Here is a 20083-nt window from a genome sequence, read left to right on the forward strand (position 1 = left end):
ATGCTAATTGATTCTTACAACCGAAAGATTGATTATTTAAGAGTATCAGTAACTAGCAACTGCAATCTTCGCTGCCTTTATTGTATGCCAAAAATTCCGCCAGATAAAAAAATAGATGAAAATTTATTAAGTTTTGATGAATTATTTTTGTTTGTAAAAGTTGCCATAGACGCTGGAATAAGAAAAATTAGGATAACGGGTGGAGAGCCTTTATTAAGAGAAAATTTACAAGATTTTATAAGAATGATATTTGAATACAAAAGCACAGTAGATTTAGCTCTTACAAGCAATGCATTTTTTTTGAAAGATAAAGCTAAAGCCTTAAAAGATGCTGGTCTTAAAAGAATAAATATCTCCCTTGATTCTTTAAATGCTAATAAGCTTAAAAAAATATCTCAAAAAGATGTTTTGGAAAATGTCTTAGAAGGTATTGATGAGGCGATAAAATTAGGCTTTATAGTAAAACTAAATACCGTTGTTTTAAAGGGTATAAATGATGATGAGCTTATTTCTTTGCTTGATTTTGCACAAAGCAAAAAAGTGCAAATACGGTTCATAGAATTTATGGAAAACACTCACGCTTACGGACAGCTAAATTCAGTAAATTGTGAAAAAATTTTAGAGATTTTGTCAAAAAAATACAATATCAAAAAGCAAGAAAAAGATACCTCATCTCCTGTAAGTCTTTATAAAATAGATAATGACTATACTTTTGGCATTATAGAGCCTCATAGTGATGAATTTTGCAACACTTGCAATAGAATTCGTATCACAGCGGAAGGTTTATTAGTGCCTTGCTTGTATTTTGATGAAGCTTTAAGTATAAAAGAAGCTATTAAAAACAAAGATATAAAAAAAGCTAGTGAAATTTTATATACAGTTATAAAAAATAAACCAGAAAAAAACAAATGGAATGCATATAAAGAAAAATCTCAAAGAGCCTTTTATCAAACAGGTGGATAAAATATCTCTTTTTTTTGCTACAAATAATAAGAATATTCTTATTATTTTATACTTATTTTTTTACAAAATACAAAAATAGCTAATTATATATCTTACAAATATAAGTTTTTTAAATTATAAATTTTAAAAAAATATAAGTTTTTTAAAAAAATACTTTACTTTTTTTATATTTTTTATAAAATAAACAAAATATAAATGAGGAGGAGATATGGAGCTCAAAGAAAGGCGAAAAGCCTTAAAAGTCATAGCAGGAGGTATTGGAATTTGTGCTTTTCCTTTTAGTGCTGTTGCTAGAATCTCCGAAAAAGACGTTCTAAAATGGGATAAGGAATTTGATGCGATAGTAGTTGGCACAGGTTATGCTGGTTCTGCAGCTATGCAAAGTCTATTAGATAACGGTGTCAAAAATGTAATAATGATAGACAAAATGCCTTATCTTGGTGGAAATAGTGCATATAGTGGTGGTAAAATAGCCGTTGCTGGGTCTAAATTTCAAAAAGAAGAAAACGTAGAAGACTCAAAGGAAAAATTTGTAGCTGACATATTAAAAAGCGGACATAATATAAATGATAAAGAGCTTGTAGATATAATGGTAGAAGATGCTCCAAGAACATTAGAATGGCTTATGGCAAGCGGAGTGAAATTCTCTCAATTAACTAGAAGCGGTGGGCATTCTGTGGCTAGATCTTTATCTCCTGGAGTTGGTAGCTATATAACTCGTCCTTTACAAAAAAGATTTTAAACGATGGTGGCAAAATTCAAACTAGAACTATAATGGATGGCATAGTTTATGATAAAAATGGAAATGTAATAGGTCTTAAAGTTCGTGAAAAATACCAGTTTAACTTTGATCCAGATGCCATAGAAGCAGACAACAAAAGCGGTCAAGTAAGATACTATCAGGTGGTTGGGGTGCTGATTACCGTTTTAGACAAAAATTTGATGAAAGCTTGACAAAAGAATTTAAAACAACTAATCACCAAGGTGCTACAGGTTACACAGCTGAAATTTTACTTAAAGATAATGTAAAATTTGTAGATATGCAATATATACAAAGTATGCATGTTACAAGCTTTGATGAAGGTGGTTTTGGCTTTGGATACCGTTTTATTACACAAGCTTATGATTATGGTATAGCGATAAATCCAAAAACTGGGCTTAGGTTTTTTAATGAGATTTCAGACAGAAAAATTGGCTCTGATGCCATACTAAAGGTTACTGCAGAAAATGATGGCGTGCCACCTATCGTTATAACTGATATTAATGGTGCAAAAACGATAAAACTTCCAGATTTACAAAGAGGGGTTTTAGCTGGTGCTGTAAGACAGTTTGAAACCTTAGATGAGTTGATAGATTACTACAAAATAAACAAAGAACCATTTTTAGAGCAACTCAAAAGATATAATTCTTTTGTAGATGAGGCAAGTAAAAATGAAAAATACACAGACCCTGAATTTGGAAGAAATTTCTCAAAATTCAAAGGTAAATATATAAAAGTGGAAAAAGCACCATTTTTTGCAGCAAGACCTGGACCAAAAGTTCATCACTGTATGGGAGGGGTTAAAACTAGCACTTGGTGCGAAGTTTATGACAATGATTTAAATATTATAAAAGGTTTATATGCCTGTGGAGAGCTAACAGGAGGTAGGCACGGATATAACCGACTTGGTAGCTGTGCTGTGCTTGATTGTTTAGTGTATGGAATGCGTGCAGGAGAGGCATTAGCAAAAAGATATAATGAAATAAGGAGTGTGTGATGAAACTAGTAATTTTATTTGTTAGCTTATTTTGTGTTTTGCTTTTAGCCGATGAAAATTTAAGAGATTCTAAAGGAGAGATTGTAAGCAAATTTGATGAAAATAGCTTTCCTATATATGGGATACACAAAAAGCTAAATCTTTCCTGTTCTGATTGCCACCTTGAAAAAGAGGCTACACAGTATTCAAGTGCTATGAATAAATCTTGTCAAAAATGTCACGGGGATTATGAAAAATTAGCTGATTATACTAGTGGTTTAGGGCATAATAACAATATACATAAAAGCCCTCATTATGAAAGCTTAGATTGCGATATTTGTCACAAAAGTCACACAGACACGGTTTCACAAGTGAAAAACATACCAGAACACATAAGCAATCAAAAAGTTTTATGTGCTTCTTGCCACGTACAAGAAGTTATGCAAAAGCTGATAGCGAGGTAGATTATGAAAAATAAAACAATATATTTGATTATAATATCAACGGTTGTAGTTACACTTGTATTAACCTCCTTAGGATATAAAGCTGTAGTTGTTACAGGAGAATATCCATTTTGTGGCTCTTGTCACGCTTGGGACGGGGCTATAGCTGAGACAAACGTTATGGATCCCGTGCATGGTGCTAGCAATCCAAAAGGCGTTCAAGCTACTTGCACTCAATGCCATTTACCACACGATAATATAGTAAATTATCTCTACACAAAAGCAAAAAATGGCATAGCTGAAGGATTTACAACGCTAACTGGGGATCCAAATGAAAAAGATTGGCTTGCAAACAGAGAACATGCTAGAAAATATTATACATTTGATAGCTCTTGTTTAAACTGCCATAATAATGCCTTTGTTGAAGCAAATGAGCTAAAAACTTCTACGATAAACAAAATGCACCAAAAATACATAGAATTTAAAGACAGTGATGAGGCTATGAAATGCACAGATTGTCATAAGCATGTAGGACACAAGAATTTGGGCGGCACTTTATTTAAGCTCAAATCAAAAGAAGCTTCAAGCTGGGAAGAATGGGAAGCACTAAGAGCTAAAACTAATAACTAGGGATAAATCCCTAGTTTATAAAAATTTTAAAAATTAAAAATTTTACACTCTTTTTGAACTTTTATTAACAAAGCTATTTTAATCTTTCATATAAAAAATACTGGATTTATGATGGATTTTATATTAAAAATTATCAAAGAAAATAAGTTAAAAATTTTTATATTTTTTTGTCTTTCATTCCTCTCATCTTTTCTTAATGTATGGATTTTGTCTTTTATAAACAAATACTTACTTAGTGCAAATGAAAGCACTTTTTTGATGATGTTTTATTTTATTTTGCTTTTAATTATACTTTTTTGTTTTAATGTAAGTGTGGAATTTGCACTATCTTCTTTTGGACAAAATTTTATTTTTAAGATGCAAAGAAAACTTGTAAAACAAATCCTAGACACAAATTTAATACAACTTGATAAAATAGGAAAAGCCAAACTTTTAGCTTCTTTAGGGGCTGATACTCGCTCAATATCATTTGCATTGCTTAGAAGTCCTGATTTTTTGCAATCAAGTATATTATTTATAGCACTTTTATCATATATATTTTATGTAAGTTATGAAATTTTCATACTTTGTATAACTGTTTTAATCTTTACGGCTTTGATAGACTTTATTTTGATAAGAAAAATACATAAATATTTCAGAGAATCAAGAAATAATGATGATTTCCTACAAAATGCTTACCAAGACATAATAGACGGGCATAAAAATTTAAGTTTAAACACATTTAGAGCAAGTAGATACTATAAAGATGGCTTTGAAAAATATGCATTAAAAAAAAGAAAAAATAATAAAAAGGCAAGTTTAATACAAAGCCTTTATGTGAATTTTACGAATGCAAGTTTTTTAGCACTTGTTGCATTTGAATTTTTCTTAGCTTTAAATTTCAACATAACAAGCATACAAAATGCCACAACCATAGCACTTGCTATGTTCTTTTTAAGAGCTCCACTACTTTCATTGCTTTCTGCTTTTCCAACAATTTTAGTAGCTAAAATAGCACTTGATAAGATAAAAAGCTTGTCTTTACAAGCTTATAAAGAAGAATTTAAAAAATGTGAAAAGATAAAAACTTACAAAAAAATTAGATTTGATAATGTAAGCTTTTCTTACGAGGATAAATTTGAGCTAAAGCCAACTACTTTGGAGATAAATAAGGGTGAGCTTATATTTTTAATAGGCAAAAATGGCTCTGGAAAAAGCACTTTTTCTTTACTTTTTGCCTCCTTACTAAAACCAAACAGCGGTGCTTTATACTTAGACGATATGAAGATAGATTCTTCAAACCTACTATCTTATAGAAAACTCATATCAGCGATTTTCACAGAATGCCATATATTTAAAGAATTGCTTGGATATGATGAAGAAGCTAAAGATAGCGACATTCAAAGATATTTAAAATTGTTAAAACTTGATGAAAAATTTGAGGTAAAAGACGGCATTATACTAAATACCAAACTTTCAAGCGGTCAAAGAAAAAGACTTGCTATGCTACTTTGCTTACTTGAAAAAAGAGAAATTTTAATACTTGATGAATTTGCAGCAGATCAAGATCCTGCTTTTAGAAGATTTTTTTATAAAGAACTTTTGCCTTTGTTAAAAAAAGAGGGCAAAACTATACTTAGCATAAGCCACGATGAAACATATTTTGATGCAGCAGATAGAATTTTTTTAGCACAAGATGGTATGATAAGCGAAATAAAAGGTTTTGATAAAAAGAAAATCGCAAGTGAAATAATAAAAAATTTCTAGTTTAAGTCCCAATTTATAGGAGAATTTAAATGCGATATTAAATACTCATTGCATTTTGAAAAATGCTTACAGCCTAAAAAACCTGTTCTAGCAAGAGGGCTTGGGTGAGCTGCCTTTAATACTAAATGCTTGCTCTCATCTATCAAAGAGGCTTTGCTTTTTGCAAAACCTCCCCAAAGCAAGAAAACTAAATGTTCTTTTTCATCGCTTAATCTCTTTATCACAGCATCGCTAAATTTTTCCCAACCAAAATTAGAATGAGAAAGAGGCTCGTTTTCTTTAACGCTTAAGATAGAATTTAAAAGCAAAACTCCTTGTTTTGCCCATTTGCTTAAATTTCCGCTAAGACAAGGCTTTATGCCTAAATCACTTTCTAATTCTTTATAAATGTTTCGTAAAGAAGGGGGAATTTTTACAGCATCTGGGACAGAAAAAGAAAGACCCATAGCTTGTCCTCTCTGATGATAAGGATCTTGACCTAATAAAACAACCTTTACATCTTTTAAAGGGCAAAGGTTAAAAGCATTAAATGTTAAATTTGCTGGAGGATATATCTTTTGCTTTTCTTTCAAAGCAAGTATGTAATGACTTTTTATATCGGAAAAATAGGGGCTTAAAAATTCATCTTTTAAAAAAAATTTCCAATCATCATTTATCTTTATATCATCTAAAACTATTTGCATTAAATGCTCTTAATTATTAATTTTGCCTATCTTTTTTTCTATCATATAAATACAATCTTCTTTTTCAACAAGAATGAATGCAGGAAAGGCTACAAAGCTATTTGATGATATATCATCTTGCAAAATTTCACTTTGCAAACAATAGATCATATCTTTTTTAGGAGTAAAGCTAAGTTTAGAAACTGAATTAGCAATCCTTGCTTTTAAGGTTACTGTTGTATTTGAATCTAAATTTATATCTTTATAAGATGCATTGTAAGGTTTTGATTTTGCAAGAAAGTCACTTTTATTATTATATTCTATCATTATATCAAATACTCTTTGGTATTCTATATTAAAAGCTTGCGGACTATCTTTTCTATAAACGTAAATTCTGCTTTGATTTAGTGGAGGATTTTGCAAAATAGAGCTTTCATTTGCATCTAATCTAAAGCCATACTCTTTGCCGGGTTCAAGCCCATTATAAGGCGAACAAGCAAGGAAAAACAAGGTCAAAAACAAAAGAAAAATTTTCATACAAACTCCTTAAAACCTAAATTCTAACAAGTAAAGCCTTAGACTTAGCTTTTTGAAAGCCTTGTAAAATAAACAAATGTAGAACTTTGTATTTAAACCGTATTTGATTCTAACTAATTCATAAATACTTTTTAGGTATAATGAAATTAAAAAGGAAATAAAATGCAAGATTTATCAAAAGCAAAAAGAATACGTTCTATAATAGCTGCAAGTAGTGGCAATTTAGTAGAATGGTTTGATTTTTATATATACGCATTTACAGCTGTTTATTTTGCTAAACAATTTTCAGATTCAAGCGATCCCACTATACAACAAATTTCAGCATTTGGAATTTTTGCTCTTGGATTTTTAATGCGTCCGATTGGTTCTTGGTTATTTGGCTCATTAGCAGATAAGATAGGAAGAAAATCTTCTATGGTAATATCTGTCATACTAATGGCTATAGGCTCTTTTATGATAGCAGCTATTCCTAGCAAAGAAAGCATAGGAGATTTTGCGGTATTATTGCTTTTATTAGCAAGGCTCATACAAGGTCTTAGCGTAGGCGGAGAGTATGGAATAGCGGCAACATATTTAAGCGAGTTAGCCACAGAAGGAAAAAGAGGATTTTACTCATCATTTCAATACGTAACCTTAATAGGCGGTCAGCTTTTAGCCGTAGCAAGCATATCTATAATGCTTTTATTTTTTACAGAACAAGAAATGAGGGATTATGCTTGGAGAATTCTCTTTATAATAGGTGGGCTTTTAGCACTTGGCTCGCTATTTGTAAGAGCTATAATGCACGAAAGTGCTAAAGAATTACACAAGCACGAAGATAGAGGCACATTAAAAGCTCTTTTTAGCACATCTTGGAGGCAGTTTCTTTTAGTGCTTGGAATAACAGCTGGAGGCTCATTAGCTTTTTACACTATAACAACTTATACAAAAACTTTTATGATAAATAGTGCTGGGATAGATAGCTCTATATCAAATAATATAATGCTATTTTCTCTTTTTATACTAATGATACTTCAACCAATTTTTGGAGCTTTAGGAGATAAAATAGGACATAGAAATTTCTTGCTAATATTTGCCGTTTTAGCACTCATTTTTATATATCCACTTTTTATGGCTTTGATGGCAGCTCCTAACGAATACTACGCATTCTTAGCTATACTTGCCTTGTTTGTAATACTTAGTTTTTATACATCTGTTGCTGGAATTTTTAAGGCTAAGTTATTCCCCGAACATGTTAGAGCTTTAGGAACAGGCTTTGGCTATGCAATACCTAATGCTATATTTGGTGGTTCTGCACCTTGGGTAGGTCTTCAATTCAAAAATGCTGGCTTTGAGGATGGATTCTTTTTATATATAGCAATAATGATGTTTATAGTTTTACTTGTAACCATAATCTTGCCTAAAAAAGGGGAATTAGAATGAAAAATACTTTTTATCAAGTTTTTTTTTGCATATCAATAGCCTTATGTGTATTTGTAGCTGGAATCTTTTTTTCAAATTTATATATACAGCAAGACAAAAATGAAGGCTTTAGTTTTACTCAAAATTTATACGATTCAAGCAAAATCTTGCCAGATAGCTTTGTATCGACTCCAAGATTTTTTGCAAGCAATCAACTTAGCACAAAGACAAAGTTAAGCGAGGAAGAAAAAGAAAAAATAACACGAACTTTTAATGATATAATCATACTAGCTTCTAAAAATAAAATTTGCACGGGCGGTTCTTATAGTTTAGAGCCAACTTTTCACTATGACTATAAAAGCGGAAAGCAAACACAAAAAGGATATAGCTTTAACGCCTCTTTTAACTGTGAAATAAACACAAATCAACTAGAAGAATACAAAGAGCTTATAAGCTCTATGAGTAAAATAGCCTCTTTAAGCGGTTTGATATCTATGAATGTGCCATCACTAAATGCTACGATATCAAACGAATTGCTTAGAAAAAGCGAGGAAGAAAGCATAAATAAAATTTTAACTCTTGCAAATGAGTCTAGTATCAGATATTCAAAAAGCATAAATTATAAATGTAAAATAAAAAATATAAATTTTTCATCTAGACAAATAAGACCTGCACCAAGGGTTTTAACAGAAAAAAGTAACACTGCGTCGTTTGATAAATTTGATAAAATAGTAGGTACTGTAAATAATATAGGTCCGGTTTTGCCTGTAATAGATGAGGAAAATATGGAAAAATCTGCTTTAGTAACATTTTACTGCGAAAAATAAATTTAAGTGCTTAGCGCTTAAATTTTATCTTTTATTATAATATAAAGTTGCTCTTTTATGTGTTTAGCACGAGCTTGCAAATTCCTTGATGCTCTAAAAGTCGGATACACTTGCTCTAAAATTTTACATTTACCAAGTTTTTTTAAATCCTTTAAAAAATTTTCTTTTTTTACAAATCCTTCACAGTTATAAGAAAGCAAAACTACTCTAACTTTCAAACTAGATATCAAGTCAAAAAGTGCTATTTGAGCTTTATTAGCTTTATTAAAATCGCTTCTATTCCATTCTTTTGGTATGCCGCTTACCTTTGAAATTTCACTTGGTTTTTGGTAGTTTGCTATTAAATTTAACATAAAATAATTCGAACCGTAAGGGTGTTGGTTATAAGGTGGATCTAAATAAGCTACGTCTAAATAATCAAGCTCTTTTGCTAATAAATTTGCATCTTTTTGAAAAAGTTCAAATTCGCAAGTAAAATTTGAAAAAATAGGCATTTTAAGCTCTATATCGCCCTTTATACGACTTAGGGCATTTTCTGCACTTCCTCCAAATTTTCCAAGCCCATTTTTATCCTTATAAAATCCCTTAAAAACACCACTAGTGTTTGAATGCACGCTTGCTTCATAAATTAAAGGTGCTATAAAAAAATGTCTAAATTCCTGTGGAATTTCGCTATCTATAAGCTTTCTCATACTATCTAAATACATAGCATTTCTTTTGGTATAAAAAAGCCTATCGTTTTTTGCGATAGAATTCTCATCTTTTGCAGAGTAAAGCTCTGTGATAAAGCCTTTTTCAAGCTTTAAATTTAAAAGTAATTTATCATAAAAATTTTTTAACTTTTTTAAAGGAATTTCACTTTTATTTGTCAAATAACAAGAATTTATAATCCTTGAATAATCCTCCAAATCATTTGCTATGATAAAATTTGAATAAGCTTTTGCAAAGCGACTTACTATGCCTGAGCCGCTAAAAATATCGCAAAAACTAAATTTTTCTTTTTTAAGCTCCTTTTTCGCAATATTAAAGCCTTGTTCTAAAAAACCTAGCAAAGCCCTTTTATTGCCTAAGTAGGTGATGATTTGCTCTTTTAAAAATAAAGGATTTTCCTGCATATCTTAACCTAGAAAATATAATATCTTAGCGAAGTTTCGGCTATTTCTAGACTACTTTTATGTTTATTAAACTTTTAAAGCCTTTTATTCCAGTAGCCTTACCTTACAAGTTATTTTTGAAATCTTTAGTTTTTCTAAGACAACCTCAACATCATCTTCTTTAGAATAAACGTTCTTTGCTTATCATTGCTTACTTTTTAGGAGTTACAAGCATATTTACATATCTGCCTTCAAAATTTGGCTCTTTATCGCGATTTGCTTCATTTTCTATCATAGTCCAAATTTTTTCAAGCAAAGCTACGCCAGCTTCAGGACTTGCCATCTCTCGTCCTTTTAAAAATACCCTAAATCTTACGTGCTTTCCTTGAGAAAGAAATTCTAAAGCGTGTTTTACCTTGTAGTTAATGTCATTTTGTGCTATTTTAACAGAAAGCTTTATCTCTTTTGTGTCTATAACCTTTTGCTTTTTCTTAGCTTCTTTTTGTTTTTTTTCTTGCTGATAACGAAATTTTCCAAAATCCATTATCTTGCAAACAGGAGGTTTTGCATCCGGAGCTATCATAACCAAATCAAGCCCTAGGCGATTTGCTATCTCCAAAGCCTCATCACTGCTAATAATGCCATAAACCTTACCATCATCACCGACACATCTTATCTCATCTGCTTTTATATCTTCATTAAGCAACACTTCTTTTTCTTTACTCAAAAATGCACCTCACTTATTTTCTCCTTTATAAAATTTAAAAATTCAACAAGAGTAATATTTTTTTGTTCTCTTGCCCTTCTGTCTCTTAAAGCGACTGTAGAATTTTTTACTTCCTCATCTCCCAAAACTAAAATCATAGGCAGTTTTTGTTTTTCTGCATTACGAATTTTTTTACTCAAACTATCATTTTTAGAGTAAATTTCACTATCTATACCTAAATTTATAAGCTCTGCTTGAATTTTTTCAGCATATGATAAATGATTTTCACTTATAGGCACTATTGCAACTTGTATGGGTGCTATGAAAAATGGGAATTCCCCAGCACAGTGTTCTGTCAAAATACCTATAAATCTCTCAAAAGATCCCAATATAGCACGGTGAAGCATAACGGGTTGTTTTTTTTCATTATTTGCATCTGTGTATTCTAGTTTAAAACGATTTGGTAAATTAAAATCAACCTGTATTGTTCCGCACTGCCACTTTCTTTTTAAAGCATCGGTTATTTTTATATCTATCTTAGGACCATAAAATGCACCACCACCCTCATCGATGCCATAGCTTAAACCCTGCTCATCTAAAGCATCTTTTAAGGCTTTTGTAGCTGTATCCCAAATTTCATCATCGCCTATGGCTTTATCCGGTTTTGTGGAAATTTCCATTTCATACGAAAAATCAAAAATTTTCATCAGCTTATCAACAAAAGCTATAATTTCTAGCACTTGTTCCTTTATCTGACTTGGCATACAAAATATATGTGCATCATCTTGAGTAAATTCTCTAACCCTAAAAAGACCGTGCAAAACACCACTTTTTTCGTGTCTATGCACCACGCCATACTCAAAAAATTTCAAAGGTAAATCCCTATAACTTCTTATATCATTTTGATAAATTTTAATATGCCCAACACAGTTCATCGGCTTTATGCCATATTCTTGTTCATCAATCTGTGTAAAATACATATTTTCTTTGTAGTTCTCATAATGCCCACTTATTTGCCAAGCTTTAGCTTTTAAAAGCTCTGGTCCTCTTACTGGCTCGTATCCTCTTAAACGATGAATTTTATAAAGCATATGCTCTAATTTTGAACGCATTCTAGCACCATTGCTAAGCCATATAGGAAGTCCTGCTCCTATATCATCATCAAAGGTAAAAAGCTTAAGTTCCGCTCCTAATTTTCTATGATCTCTTTTTTTAGCTTCTTCTATAATATGCAGATATTCTTTCAAACTTTCTTTATCAGCGAAAGCTGTGCCGTAAATTCTAGTCAGCATTTCTCTTTTTTCATCTCCGCCAAGATAAGCACCTGCTACCCTTGTGAGCTTAAAGAAATTTAAAAATTTTGTATTTGGTATATGAGGTCCTCGGCACAAATCTTCAAAATCCCCTTGCTTATAAATCCCTACTTTGCCTTCAGGAATCCTTAATAAGACCTCTTGTTTTAAATCATCATCTTTAAATTTTTCTATAGCTTCTTTTTTGCTTATCTCGTATTTTTCTATGGTGATTTTATTTTTAGCAAGCTCTTTCATCTTAGCTTCTATCTTTGGCAAATCCTCTTCACCTATCTTAGAAGAAACCCTAAAATCATAGTAAAAACCATCTTCTATAACAGGTCCTACAAAAAATTTAGCCTCTGGATATAGCTGCTTTATAGCTTGTGCCATAAGATGCGCACAAGAATGCCTTAAAATTTCCAGACTATTAGCAGAATTATCAAAATATATAGGTTCTAAATCAGTAGAAGTAGCACTTTGAGTATCTATAATCTTGTCTTTATCAAAATATCCAATTATTTCTTTATTCATCATACCTCACTAGAAAGTAAATTTAAAGCTAATTTTAGCCTTGTAAAACTTAAGTTCTTTTAAAATACAAGATCTCATTAAAATTTTATTTTATATCTGTGTAAAATAGGATTAAAATTCACTACTAGAATCCAAAATTCCACTGTAATAAAGATAAAAAAATATAAAACCTAGAAAAATTCTATAAATAGCAAATGGTATAAAATCGAATTTAGAAATAAATTTTAAAAAAAGCTTTATAACAAAAAAAGCTATAATAAAAGCTGTTACAAAACCTATGCTAAGAGGTAAAAGCTCATTTGAATTGCTAAATAAATCAGGGTTTTTATACACACTATAAGCAGTTGCTACTATCATAGTAGGAAGTGCTATTAAGAAAGAAAATTCGGTAGCAACCTTGCGATTTAAGCCAAGCAACAGTCCCCCGACTATGCTAGCACCGCTTCTTGAAGTGCCGGGTATCATAGCAAGGCACTGTATTATACCTATGCAAACGGCGTGTTTTATGCTAACTTCTTCTAAAGAATTTATAGTATGGCTTTTTTTCTTGTGGTATAACTCTATAACTATAAAAACTATACCACCTAATATAAGCATAGTAGCCACGACATAGCCATTAAAAAGATTTTCAACGAAAAAAGAAGCTAAAAAACCTATACAACCAGTTGGTATAAAGCCTATGCAAATTTTTAACCATATATCAAGACCCTTAATAAGCCTTTGCCAAAAAACAAAAATAACAGCTAAGATAGAGCCAAGCTGTATAACAACTATAAAAGAAGACCAAAAATCATCTTGTAAATTAAGTCCTAATATATTAGCACTAAGTATCATATGCCCTGTGGAGCTAATAGGTAAAAATTCCGTCAAACCCTCTACAACACCGAGGATAAAAGCATTAAAATTCTGCAAAAAAACCTTTCACTATAAAGAAGTGGCTATTTTATCATAGTTTTACAAATAAACATTTCATAAGATTTATAAATTTTACATTCACTTCACTATATAGTTTTAAAATATCAAAAAAAATACTAAAAAGTTTGCCGATGAAAAAAATACTTTTACTTGAAGATGATTTATGTTTAAGTGAGATAGTGTATGAATTTTTAGTTGAAGAAGGTTTTGACGTAAGCTTAACACATAATGCAAAAGAAGCATATGAATTAAGCACAAAATCAGAATATGACTTGTATATATTAGATGTAAAAATACCTATCAAAGATGGATTTTCTTTGCTAAAAGAGATTAGAGAACGTGGAGATAACACACCAGCTTTATTTTTAACCTCTTTAAATACAAATAAAGACCTAAAAGAAGGATTTAAAAGCGGTTGCGATGATTATATAGTAAAACCATTTCAGCTAAATATCCTTAAAAAGCATATAGTAGAGCTTTTGTTTTATAAAAAAAGAAAAAGATATCAATTGCAAGATACTTAAAATACCTTGCAAAAGCTTATCACTGACAACCCTCGCACTCTATGCTCCTATCTACTGTGTCTATCTTGTTGCTATCAGGGCTTTCGCTTCTTAGATAATATGTTGATTTAAGCCCAAGCTCCCAAGCTAGCATATAAATATCATTTAAATAGCCTCCACTAGCTTTATCTAAAGACATAAATATATTTAAGCTTTGTCCTTGGTCTATCCATTTTCCACGCACAGCAGCAGCCTTAACTAAGGCTCTTTGGTCTAATTCATAAGCTGGAATGTAGTAGCCCCAAGTAGATAAATTTAAATTTGGGACAACACAAGGTATCATACCGCTTAAATTTTGCTCAAACCATTTGCGTTTGTAGATAGGTTCTGTAGTTTGGGTAGTTCCAACTAGTATGGATATAGAAGAAGTGGGAGCTATAGCCATAAGATAACCATTTCTCATACCATCTCTTTTTACTCTTTGTTTTAATTTAGCCCAGTCACAATCACTTTGATCAAAAAGTCCATCTCTTAAAGTAAGATCTTTTGCTTTTTTATTTGCTAAATCTATCGGAAAAATTCCCTTGCTCCAATTAGAGCCTTCAAATTTAGGATATTTTCCTTTTTCAGCAGCTAAAGATGCGCTGGCATTAATAGCCTCATAGCTTATGTATTCCATTATTTTGTCTATTTTATGGAAATGCTCTTCACTTCCCCAAAGAATTCCCTCTTCAGCTAACATCTGTGCTTCGCCCATAACTCCAAGTCCGATAGCTCTAGTTTGAAGATTGGTATCTTTTACCTTAACATGAGGATAAAAATTTAAATCTATAACATTATCAAGTATTCTAATAGCCACAGGGACAACTCTTTGAATATCCTCTTTTGTTTTTATCTTGCTTAAATTTACACTAGCTAAGTTACAAACTGCGGTTTTTCCATTGTGTTTATGTTTTTCGACTATGTAAATTTTTCTACCATCTATACTGTCAAGAGTGCTAAGCTTTTTAGCTGGCTTTTGATGCCCTCCATCGATTATAACAATCTCTTCTTCATCGTAACATTCAACCGTTCCATCTTCATATCTGACTTCTATTTGATAGTAATTTGGTTCTGTATTTTGAAAAATTTCTGTGCATAAATTGGAACTTCTTATAATACCATCATGTGCATTTGGGTTTGCTAAATTTGCGCTATCTTTAAAGCATAAAAATGGAAGTCCGGTTTCAAAATAATTCAGTAAAATTTTCTTCCAAAGCTCTTTAGCTTCTACAATTTCTTTTGTTATACTTTCGTCTTTTTCGTATTCTTCATATCTTTTTTCAAAATCATCAGCATATAAATCGCACAAATCAGGGGTATCTGCTGGATCAAAAAGAGTCCAAATTCCATTTTCTCTAACTCTTCGCATAAACAAATCATTTATCCATAATGCAGGAAACAACTCGTGAGCTCTTCTTCTTTCCTCTCCAGAATTTTTTCTAAGCTCTAAAAAGTCATTTATATCCATATGCCAAGGTTCTATATACACAGAAATAGCACCCTTTCTAGTGCCAAGCTGATCTACTGCAACCGCTATATCATTTGCTATTTTTAAAAATGGTATTATTCCACCGGCTGCATTTTTGTGTCCATCTATACTTCCTCCCATAGCACGTACCTTAGACCAATCCCAACCTATACCTCCACCAAATTTAGAAAGCAAAGCCATTTCTTTAAATGAATCAAAAATACCTTCTATATTATCAGGTGTGCTTCCTATATAGCAAGAGCTTAATTGATGTCTTGTAGTTCTAGCATTTGAAAGAGTAGGAGTAGCTAACATAACCTCAAATGTTGAAATTAGGTCATAAAATTTTTTAGCCCATTCTTGTGGATTAAATTCATTTTGTGCCAAAAACATAGCTATACCCATAAACATTTGTTGTGGGAGTTCTATAGGATTTGCCTTTTTATCTTTCATCAAATATCTATCATAAAGGGTTTTTATGCCAAGATAAGTAAATTGCAAGTCTCTTGTAGGTTGTATATACGAATTTAAGTCCTCAAGGTCGTATTTTTCCTTAAGTCCTAAAATCATTCTGCCCTCTTTTTCAGCCCTTTCACAATAATCTTTTAAGTGATTGTATCTATTCATACCGTTTGCTTTCTTATACAAATCATACAAGAAAAGCCTAGCAGCAACAAATGTCCAGTTAGGACAATCAACATCTATTTTATCAACAGCAGTTTTTATAAGCGTTTTTTGAATCTCTTCTGTTGAAATACCGTCTCTAAATTGAATTTTTGCGTCAAGTTCTAATTCGCTAACACTTACGCCATCAAGCCCGGCAACTGCGTCATTAGTGCATTTTTTTATCTTTGATATATCAAGTTCTTCTGTGCGACCATTTCTTTTTATAACTTTCATAAAATAACCTTTTAAATTTAATTAAATACTCTAGAAAATATTAAATCTACATTTCTCAAGTAATATGAATAATCAAAACAAGATCTAATATCATCATCGCTCATCTTTGATTTTAACTCCTCATCACAAAGTAATGCTGATAAAAACAAGCTTTCTCCGTTTTCATTTAAAGCATTTTTACCATCTTGCAAATCTTGCCACACTTTCATAGCAGCCCTTTGCACTATCTTATAAGCATCTTCTCTGCTTATACCTCTTAATGGTAATTCTAAAAGAACCCTTTGCGAAAACACTAATCCACCAGTTAAATTCAAATTTTTCATCATATTTTTAGGATATACAAGTAAATTTTCTATAAGTCTTGTAAGTCTATCTAGCATAAAATCAGTAGTTATAAAAATATCAGGAAACATAAATCTTTCAACGCTTGAATGGCTTATATCTCTTTCGTGCCACAAAGCGACATTTTCTAAAGCTGGATTTACAAAAGCCCTTATAAGCCTACAAAGACCCGTTACATTTTCACTTAAAACAGGATTTCTCTTATGGGGCATAGCAGAGCTTCCTTTTTGACCTTTTGAAAAATACTCCTCTGCCTCATAAACCTCTGTTCTTTGAAAATGCCTTATGGCAACAGCTATTTTTTCGCAACTTGCGGCTAAAACCCCTAAAGCTGAAACAACCTGTGCGTGTCTGTCTCTTTGTATTATTTGATTTGATATAGGGGCTGCTTTTAAACCTAAAATCGCACAAGTTTTTTCCTCAAATTCTAAAGGGGCGTGGGCAAAATTTCCCATAGCACCACTTAATTTTCCATAAGAAATTATATCTTTAGAGTGCAAAAGTAAGGACTTTGCATTTTTAAGCTCATCATACCAAATCCCAAGCACCAAACCAAAAGTGATAGGCTCTCCGTGAATTCCGTGACTTCTACCTACCATAAGGGTATTTTTGTGTTCAAAGGCTCTATTTTTAATAGTCTCTAGCAAGAGATTTAAATCTTTTAAAATAAGCTCTAAGCTTTCATTTATCTGCAACGCAAGTGCTGTATCTATACAATCTGAACTTGTCATACCATAATGCAAAAAACGGCTTTCATCGCCTAAATTTTCGCTTATAGAAGTTAAAAATGCTATAACATCGTGCTTGGTTTCTTTTTCAATCTCGTCTATCCTAGCTATATTAAAACTAGCATTTTTGCAAATTTTCTCACAGTCATCGCTATTTATTAAGCCGAGCTCACTCCAAGCCTTAACAGCGGCTAATTCTACCTTTAACCAATAACTGTATTTTGCTTCTAAGCTCCATATATTAGCCATACATTCTCTGCTGTATCTTTGTATCAATTCCTAACCTTTTAAGTTTTGTAAGATTTTATTGTGAAAAACCAGAATTTTACCAAAATAAACTTATTTTTTCTTTGAAATTGTATTTTTTAAAAAATTATATTTTTTTCTAAAAAAATATAATTTTATTTACTTTCGTTAATCAAATTTTATATAAAATCCCACTTGGCTAGAATATGCTGTCAGCCCCTAAATTTTTTACTCCTTTTTTAGATTTTGTTGAAATTTTTTTCGTAGGGGCTGACTTTTAACAGCTTATTTTTGGTTTTATAGTTTTTATGTAATGCTTTATAGAATGCTCGTAATTTTTAATATTAAAATTCATATTTTTTGCAAGCTTTTTGTAAGATTTTTTAAATAATTTTTGTATCAATCTTAAGGCTTTTAAATTTGAGTTTTTATATCCTAGCTTGTAAGTTTTTAAAATCTTTTTATACCTTTTTTTACTTATATAATTTTTCAAGCACTTATAATGCTTACCCATAGAAAAATCAAACTCGGCACAAGAATTATTAATCTTAGCAAAAGGCAAAGCAAGTTCCCAAGTAAGCATAATAAACAAAGTTTCTCTCATAGCATTTATATAAAATATAAAAGAAAGATTATCTTTTCTAAAAAAATGACGATAAGCATAAGATTTTAAATGATAAAATTCATTCAAAACATCATCAAAGCTTCTTTGTGTAAGTTTTTTTATGAAAAAATCTTCTACACTTGCTTTGTGATTACTGATTAAAGAATCTTTATCTAATAAAAACTTACTCAATTTTTCGTTTTTAAGGTAGAAGCTTAAATCACAAAGAGGTATAACGGTAAAATCTATTTTTACACCATCTTCATATGTGCAAAGAAAGGAAAACCAAGACTCCTTTAAATCAGGTGGATAAAATTCCATATCTTCTGGTTTTTGCAGAAAAATCAAGTCTCCAAATTCTAAAAGCCATTCTTCATTTTCTATAAATCTTTTTGTGTCAGTGCAAAAAAATGATATGTCATAATCCTCAAAACCGTCCTTTTTGAGGCTTTCATTCGCTCTTGAACCTTCTAAGCTAACTAATCTTATAGTATCGTTATTTGTAGCAAAATTTAAGATCTGATGTAAAATTTCTTCTTCATTTCTCATAAATGCCCCCTTTTTAAGGGGGAAGTTTTAAGCTTTTTTCTCACTTACTATATTTACTATATTATCGCCGACCATAACAGCTATTTTGTCCATAAATTCCGCAGGGCTTGTGAAACCTACACAAGAGCAGTTTATTTCTCCTAGAACATATTTATCTTTACCATCTTTGTCTGTATCAAGTATAAAATCAGCAGTCCATATCAAAGGTAAATCATAGTTTCCAAGCTTTGTGCGAATTTCAGGAAGCTGTGCTAAGAACCAATCTATAAGGTTTTGCCAATCTTTTGGCTCATCATAGCGATATTTTGCACCGGAGAATAAAGTAGCAGAAAAGGCGTCCGCTCCTTCAGCTGGTTTTTTATGCACAACATAAACAGGGGTTTTATAAAGCATTAAAATTCTAATCTCGCCTTCTTTTATACGAGGTAAGAATGTCATATCAACAAGCATACCATTATCGCCTATTATATATTGCTCACAAAAGTCCATAAATTCACCTAAAACTCTATGTTCTACATGATTATCTTTTGCTTCAGTGCATTTGATTTTTGTATTTAAAGGCACGACAGTTGCTCCAGCAGGTAGCTCTTCTTCTACACTTACACGCCAAATTCCTTCTCCTGTTGAACCTCTGTTTTGTTTTAAAACCCTTTCTCCCTTAGCTAAACTTTTAGGGAAGGTTTCTTTAAAGGTTTTTATATCATAGTAAGCATAAGTATCATCAGGGACCAAATCTGTGCTAGCAAGTTTGGTTAGGGCGTCTTTAGCTCCATATCCTATCATAGCATCAGGATGAGGCATACCTACAAGCCCATCCATACAGAGTTTTCTTAGCATATCAAAATATTCATTTTCCTCTTTTAAATTTCCAGGATTTATACGAGAAACATAACCGTCAAAATTATCTTTAACATATTTATATATCTCATCTTTTTTGCCAACCTCAAAAAAAATAACCTCTGCATTCCAACCTTTAGCCTTAAGAGCATTTACCATAGGCATTGTATCTTTTCTATACCCATCAGGTCCTTTATCACTTCCGCCCTGAACCTCAAAAAAAACTATGTTTTTTTTCACCGTCGCCTCCTTTAAATTTAGTGTAAAATCTCATTATATTACAAAAAATTTTAAGTTTTATTTAAAACAAAAAATTCACATACGCTTCACAAAACATTCACATAAAATTCACAGGATATAAATAAACTTTTACAAAAA

General features: G+C 31.3%; 20 protein-coding genes. 10 read left to right on the forward strand and 10 right to left on the reverse strand.

From position 1 onward, the window contains the following. The 7 genes from moaA to Q0J35_RS06005 all read left to right on the forward strand — a co-directional run bounded on the left by moaA (position 1) and on the right by Q0J35_RS06005 (position 5518). Entirely contained in the window at positions 1–963 is a 963-nt protein-coding gene (gene moaA / locus Q0J35_RS05975) for a GTP 3',8-cyclase MoaA (protein WP_297194111.1), read from the forward strand. A gap of 208 nt (positions 964–1171) precedes the next feature. Continuing rightward, positions 1172–1705, forward strand: a complete 534-nt coding sequence (locus Q0J35_RS05980) for an FAD-binding protein (protein ID WP_297194113.1) — start codon at positions 1172–1174, stop codon at positions 1703–1705. 32 nt (positions 1706–1737) lie between these two features. Further along, a complete protein-coding gene (locus tag Q0J35_RS05985; protein ID WP_297194115.1) occupies positions 1738–1917 on the forward strand; it encodes a hypothetical protein in 180 nt (59 codons plus the stop codon). Then, on the forward strand, positions 1914–2720 hold the full coding sequence (locus tag Q0J35_RS05990; protein WP_297194117.1) for an FAD-binding protein: 807 nt from the start codon (positions 1914–1916) through the stop codon (positions 2718–2720). The genes Q0J35_RS05985 and Q0J35_RS05990 overlap by 4 nt, the downstream gene beginning before the upstream one ends. Continuing rightward, a complete protein-coding gene (locus Q0J35_RS05995) occupies positions 2720–3163 on the forward strand; it encodes a cytochrome c3 family protein (RefSeq protein ID WP_297194119.1) in 444 nt (147 codons plus the stop codon). Before Q0J35_RS05990 ends, Q0J35_RS05995 begins: the two co-directional genes overlap by 1 nt. A 3-nt stretch (positions 3164–3166) precedes the next feature. Continuing rightward, positions 3167–3772: a NapC/NirT family cytochrome c gene (locus Q0J35_RS06000; protein WP_297194121.1), complete on the forward strand. Its 606-nt coding sequence runs from the start codon at positions 3167–3169 to the stop codon at positions 3770–3772. 111 nt (positions 3773–3883) lie between these two features. After that, on the forward strand, positions 3884–5518 hold the full coding sequence (locus Q0J35_RS06005) for a multidrug ABC transporter permease/ATP-binding protein (protein WP_297194123.1): 1635 nt from the start codon (positions 3884–3886) through the stop codon (positions 5516–5518). On the opposite strand, the gene ung is transcribed toward Q0J35_RS06005, so the two are convergent. Continuing rightward, entirely contained in the window at positions 5515–6201 is a 687-nt protein-coding gene (gene ung / locus Q0J35_RS06010; protein ID WP_297194125.1) for a uracil-DNA glycosylase, read from the reverse strand. The two genes, Q0J35_RS06005 and ung, sit on opposite strands and share 4 nt — an antisense overlap. 9 nt (positions 6202–6210) lie before the next feature. Continuing rightward, positions 6211–6717: a hypothetical protein gene (locus Q0J35_RS06015; RefSeq protein WP_297194127.1), complete on the reverse strand. Its 507-nt coding sequence runs from the start codon at positions 6715–6717 to the stop codon at positions 6211–6213. A gap of 162 nt (positions 6718–6879) precedes the next feature. On the opposite strand from Q0J35_RS06015, the gene Q0J35_RS06020 reads away from it, so the two are divergent. Both Q0J35_RS06020 and Q0J35_RS06025 read left to right on the forward strand, forming a co-directional pair. Continuing rightward, on the forward strand, positions 6880–8139 hold the full coding sequence (locus Q0J35_RS06020; protein ID WP_297194129.1) for an MFS transporter: 1260 nt from the start codon (positions 6880–6882) through the stop codon (positions 8137–8139). After that, entirely contained in the window at positions 8136–8945 is an 810-nt protein-coding gene (locus Q0J35_RS06025) for a hypothetical protein (RefSeq protein WP_297194131.1), read from the forward strand. The genes Q0J35_RS06020 and Q0J35_RS06025 overlap by 4 nt, the downstream gene beginning before the upstream one ends. A gap of 17 nt (positions 8946–8962) precedes the next feature. On the opposite strand, the gene Q0J35_RS06030 is transcribed toward Q0J35_RS06025, so the two are convergent. From Q0J35_RS06030 to Q0J35_RS06045, 4 genes are all read right to left on the reverse strand, one after another. Beyond that, entirely contained in the window at positions 8963–10060 is a 1098-nt protein-coding gene (locus Q0J35_RS06030; RefSeq protein WP_297194133.1) for a DNA adenine methylase, read from the reverse strand. Between the two features lie 190 nt (positions 10061–10250). After that, on the reverse strand, positions 10251–10766 hold the full coding sequence (gene infC, locus Q0J35_RS06035) for a translation initiation factor IF-3 (protein ID WP_297194134.1): 516 nt from the start codon (positions 10764–10766) through the stop codon (positions 10251–10253). Next, positions 10763–12571, reverse strand: a complete 1809-nt coding sequence (thrS, locus tag Q0J35_RS06040; protein WP_297194136.1) for a threonine--tRNA ligase — start codon at positions 12569–12571, stop codon at positions 10763–10765. Before thrS ends, infC begins: the two co-directional genes overlap by 4 nt. A gap of 111 nt (positions 12572–12682) precedes the next feature. Then, positions 12683–13483, reverse strand: a complete 801-nt coding sequence (locus Q0J35_RS06045; RefSeq protein WP_297194138.1) for an undecaprenyl-diphosphate phosphatase — start codon at positions 13481–13483, stop codon at positions 12683–12685. A 134-nt stretch (positions 13484–13617) separates the two neighbouring features. Between Q0J35_RS06045 and Q0J35_RS06050 the strand changes: the two genes are divergently transcribed. Continuing rightward, positions 13618–14010, forward strand: coding sequence for a response regulator (locus tag Q0J35_RS06050; RefSeq protein ID WP_297194140.1), 393 nt, complete (start codon positions 13618–13620; stop codon positions 14008–14010). A gap of 19 nt (positions 14011–14029) precedes the next feature. On the opposite strand, the gene Q0J35_RS06055 is transcribed toward Q0J35_RS06050, so the two are convergent. The 4 genes from Q0J35_RS06055 to Q0J35_RS06070 form a co-directional block, all read right to left on the reverse strand. Further along, positions 14030–16399: a ribonucleoside-diphosphate reductase subunit alpha gene (locus Q0J35_RS06055; RefSeq protein ID WP_297194142.1), complete on the reverse strand. Its 2370-nt coding sequence runs from the start codon at positions 16397–16399 to the stop codon at positions 14030–14032. 17 nt (positions 16400–16416) lie between these two features. Continuing rightward, on the reverse strand, positions 16417–17745 hold the full coding sequence (gene purB / locus Q0J35_RS06060; protein WP_297194144.1) for an adenylosuccinate lyase: 1329 nt from the start codon (positions 17743–17745) through the stop codon (positions 16417–16419). 247 nt (positions 17746–17992) lie between these two features. Next, positions 17993–18868, reverse strand: coding sequence for an aminoglycoside 6-adenylyltransferase (locus tag Q0J35_RS06065; protein ID WP_297194146.1), 876 nt, complete (start codon positions 18866–18868; stop codon positions 17993–17995). Between the two features lie 27 nt (positions 18869–18895). Beyond that, on the reverse strand, positions 18896–19945 hold the full coding sequence (locus Q0J35_RS06070; protein WP_297194148.1) for a Cj0069 family protein: 1050 nt from the start codon (positions 19943–19945) through the stop codon (positions 18896–18898). Positions 19946–20083: the final 138 nt, after the last annotated feature.

The organism is uncultured Campylobacter sp., assembly GCF_944323605.1.
GTDB lineage: Bacteria > Campylobacterota > Campylobacteria > Campylobacterales > Campylobacteraceae > Campylobacter_D.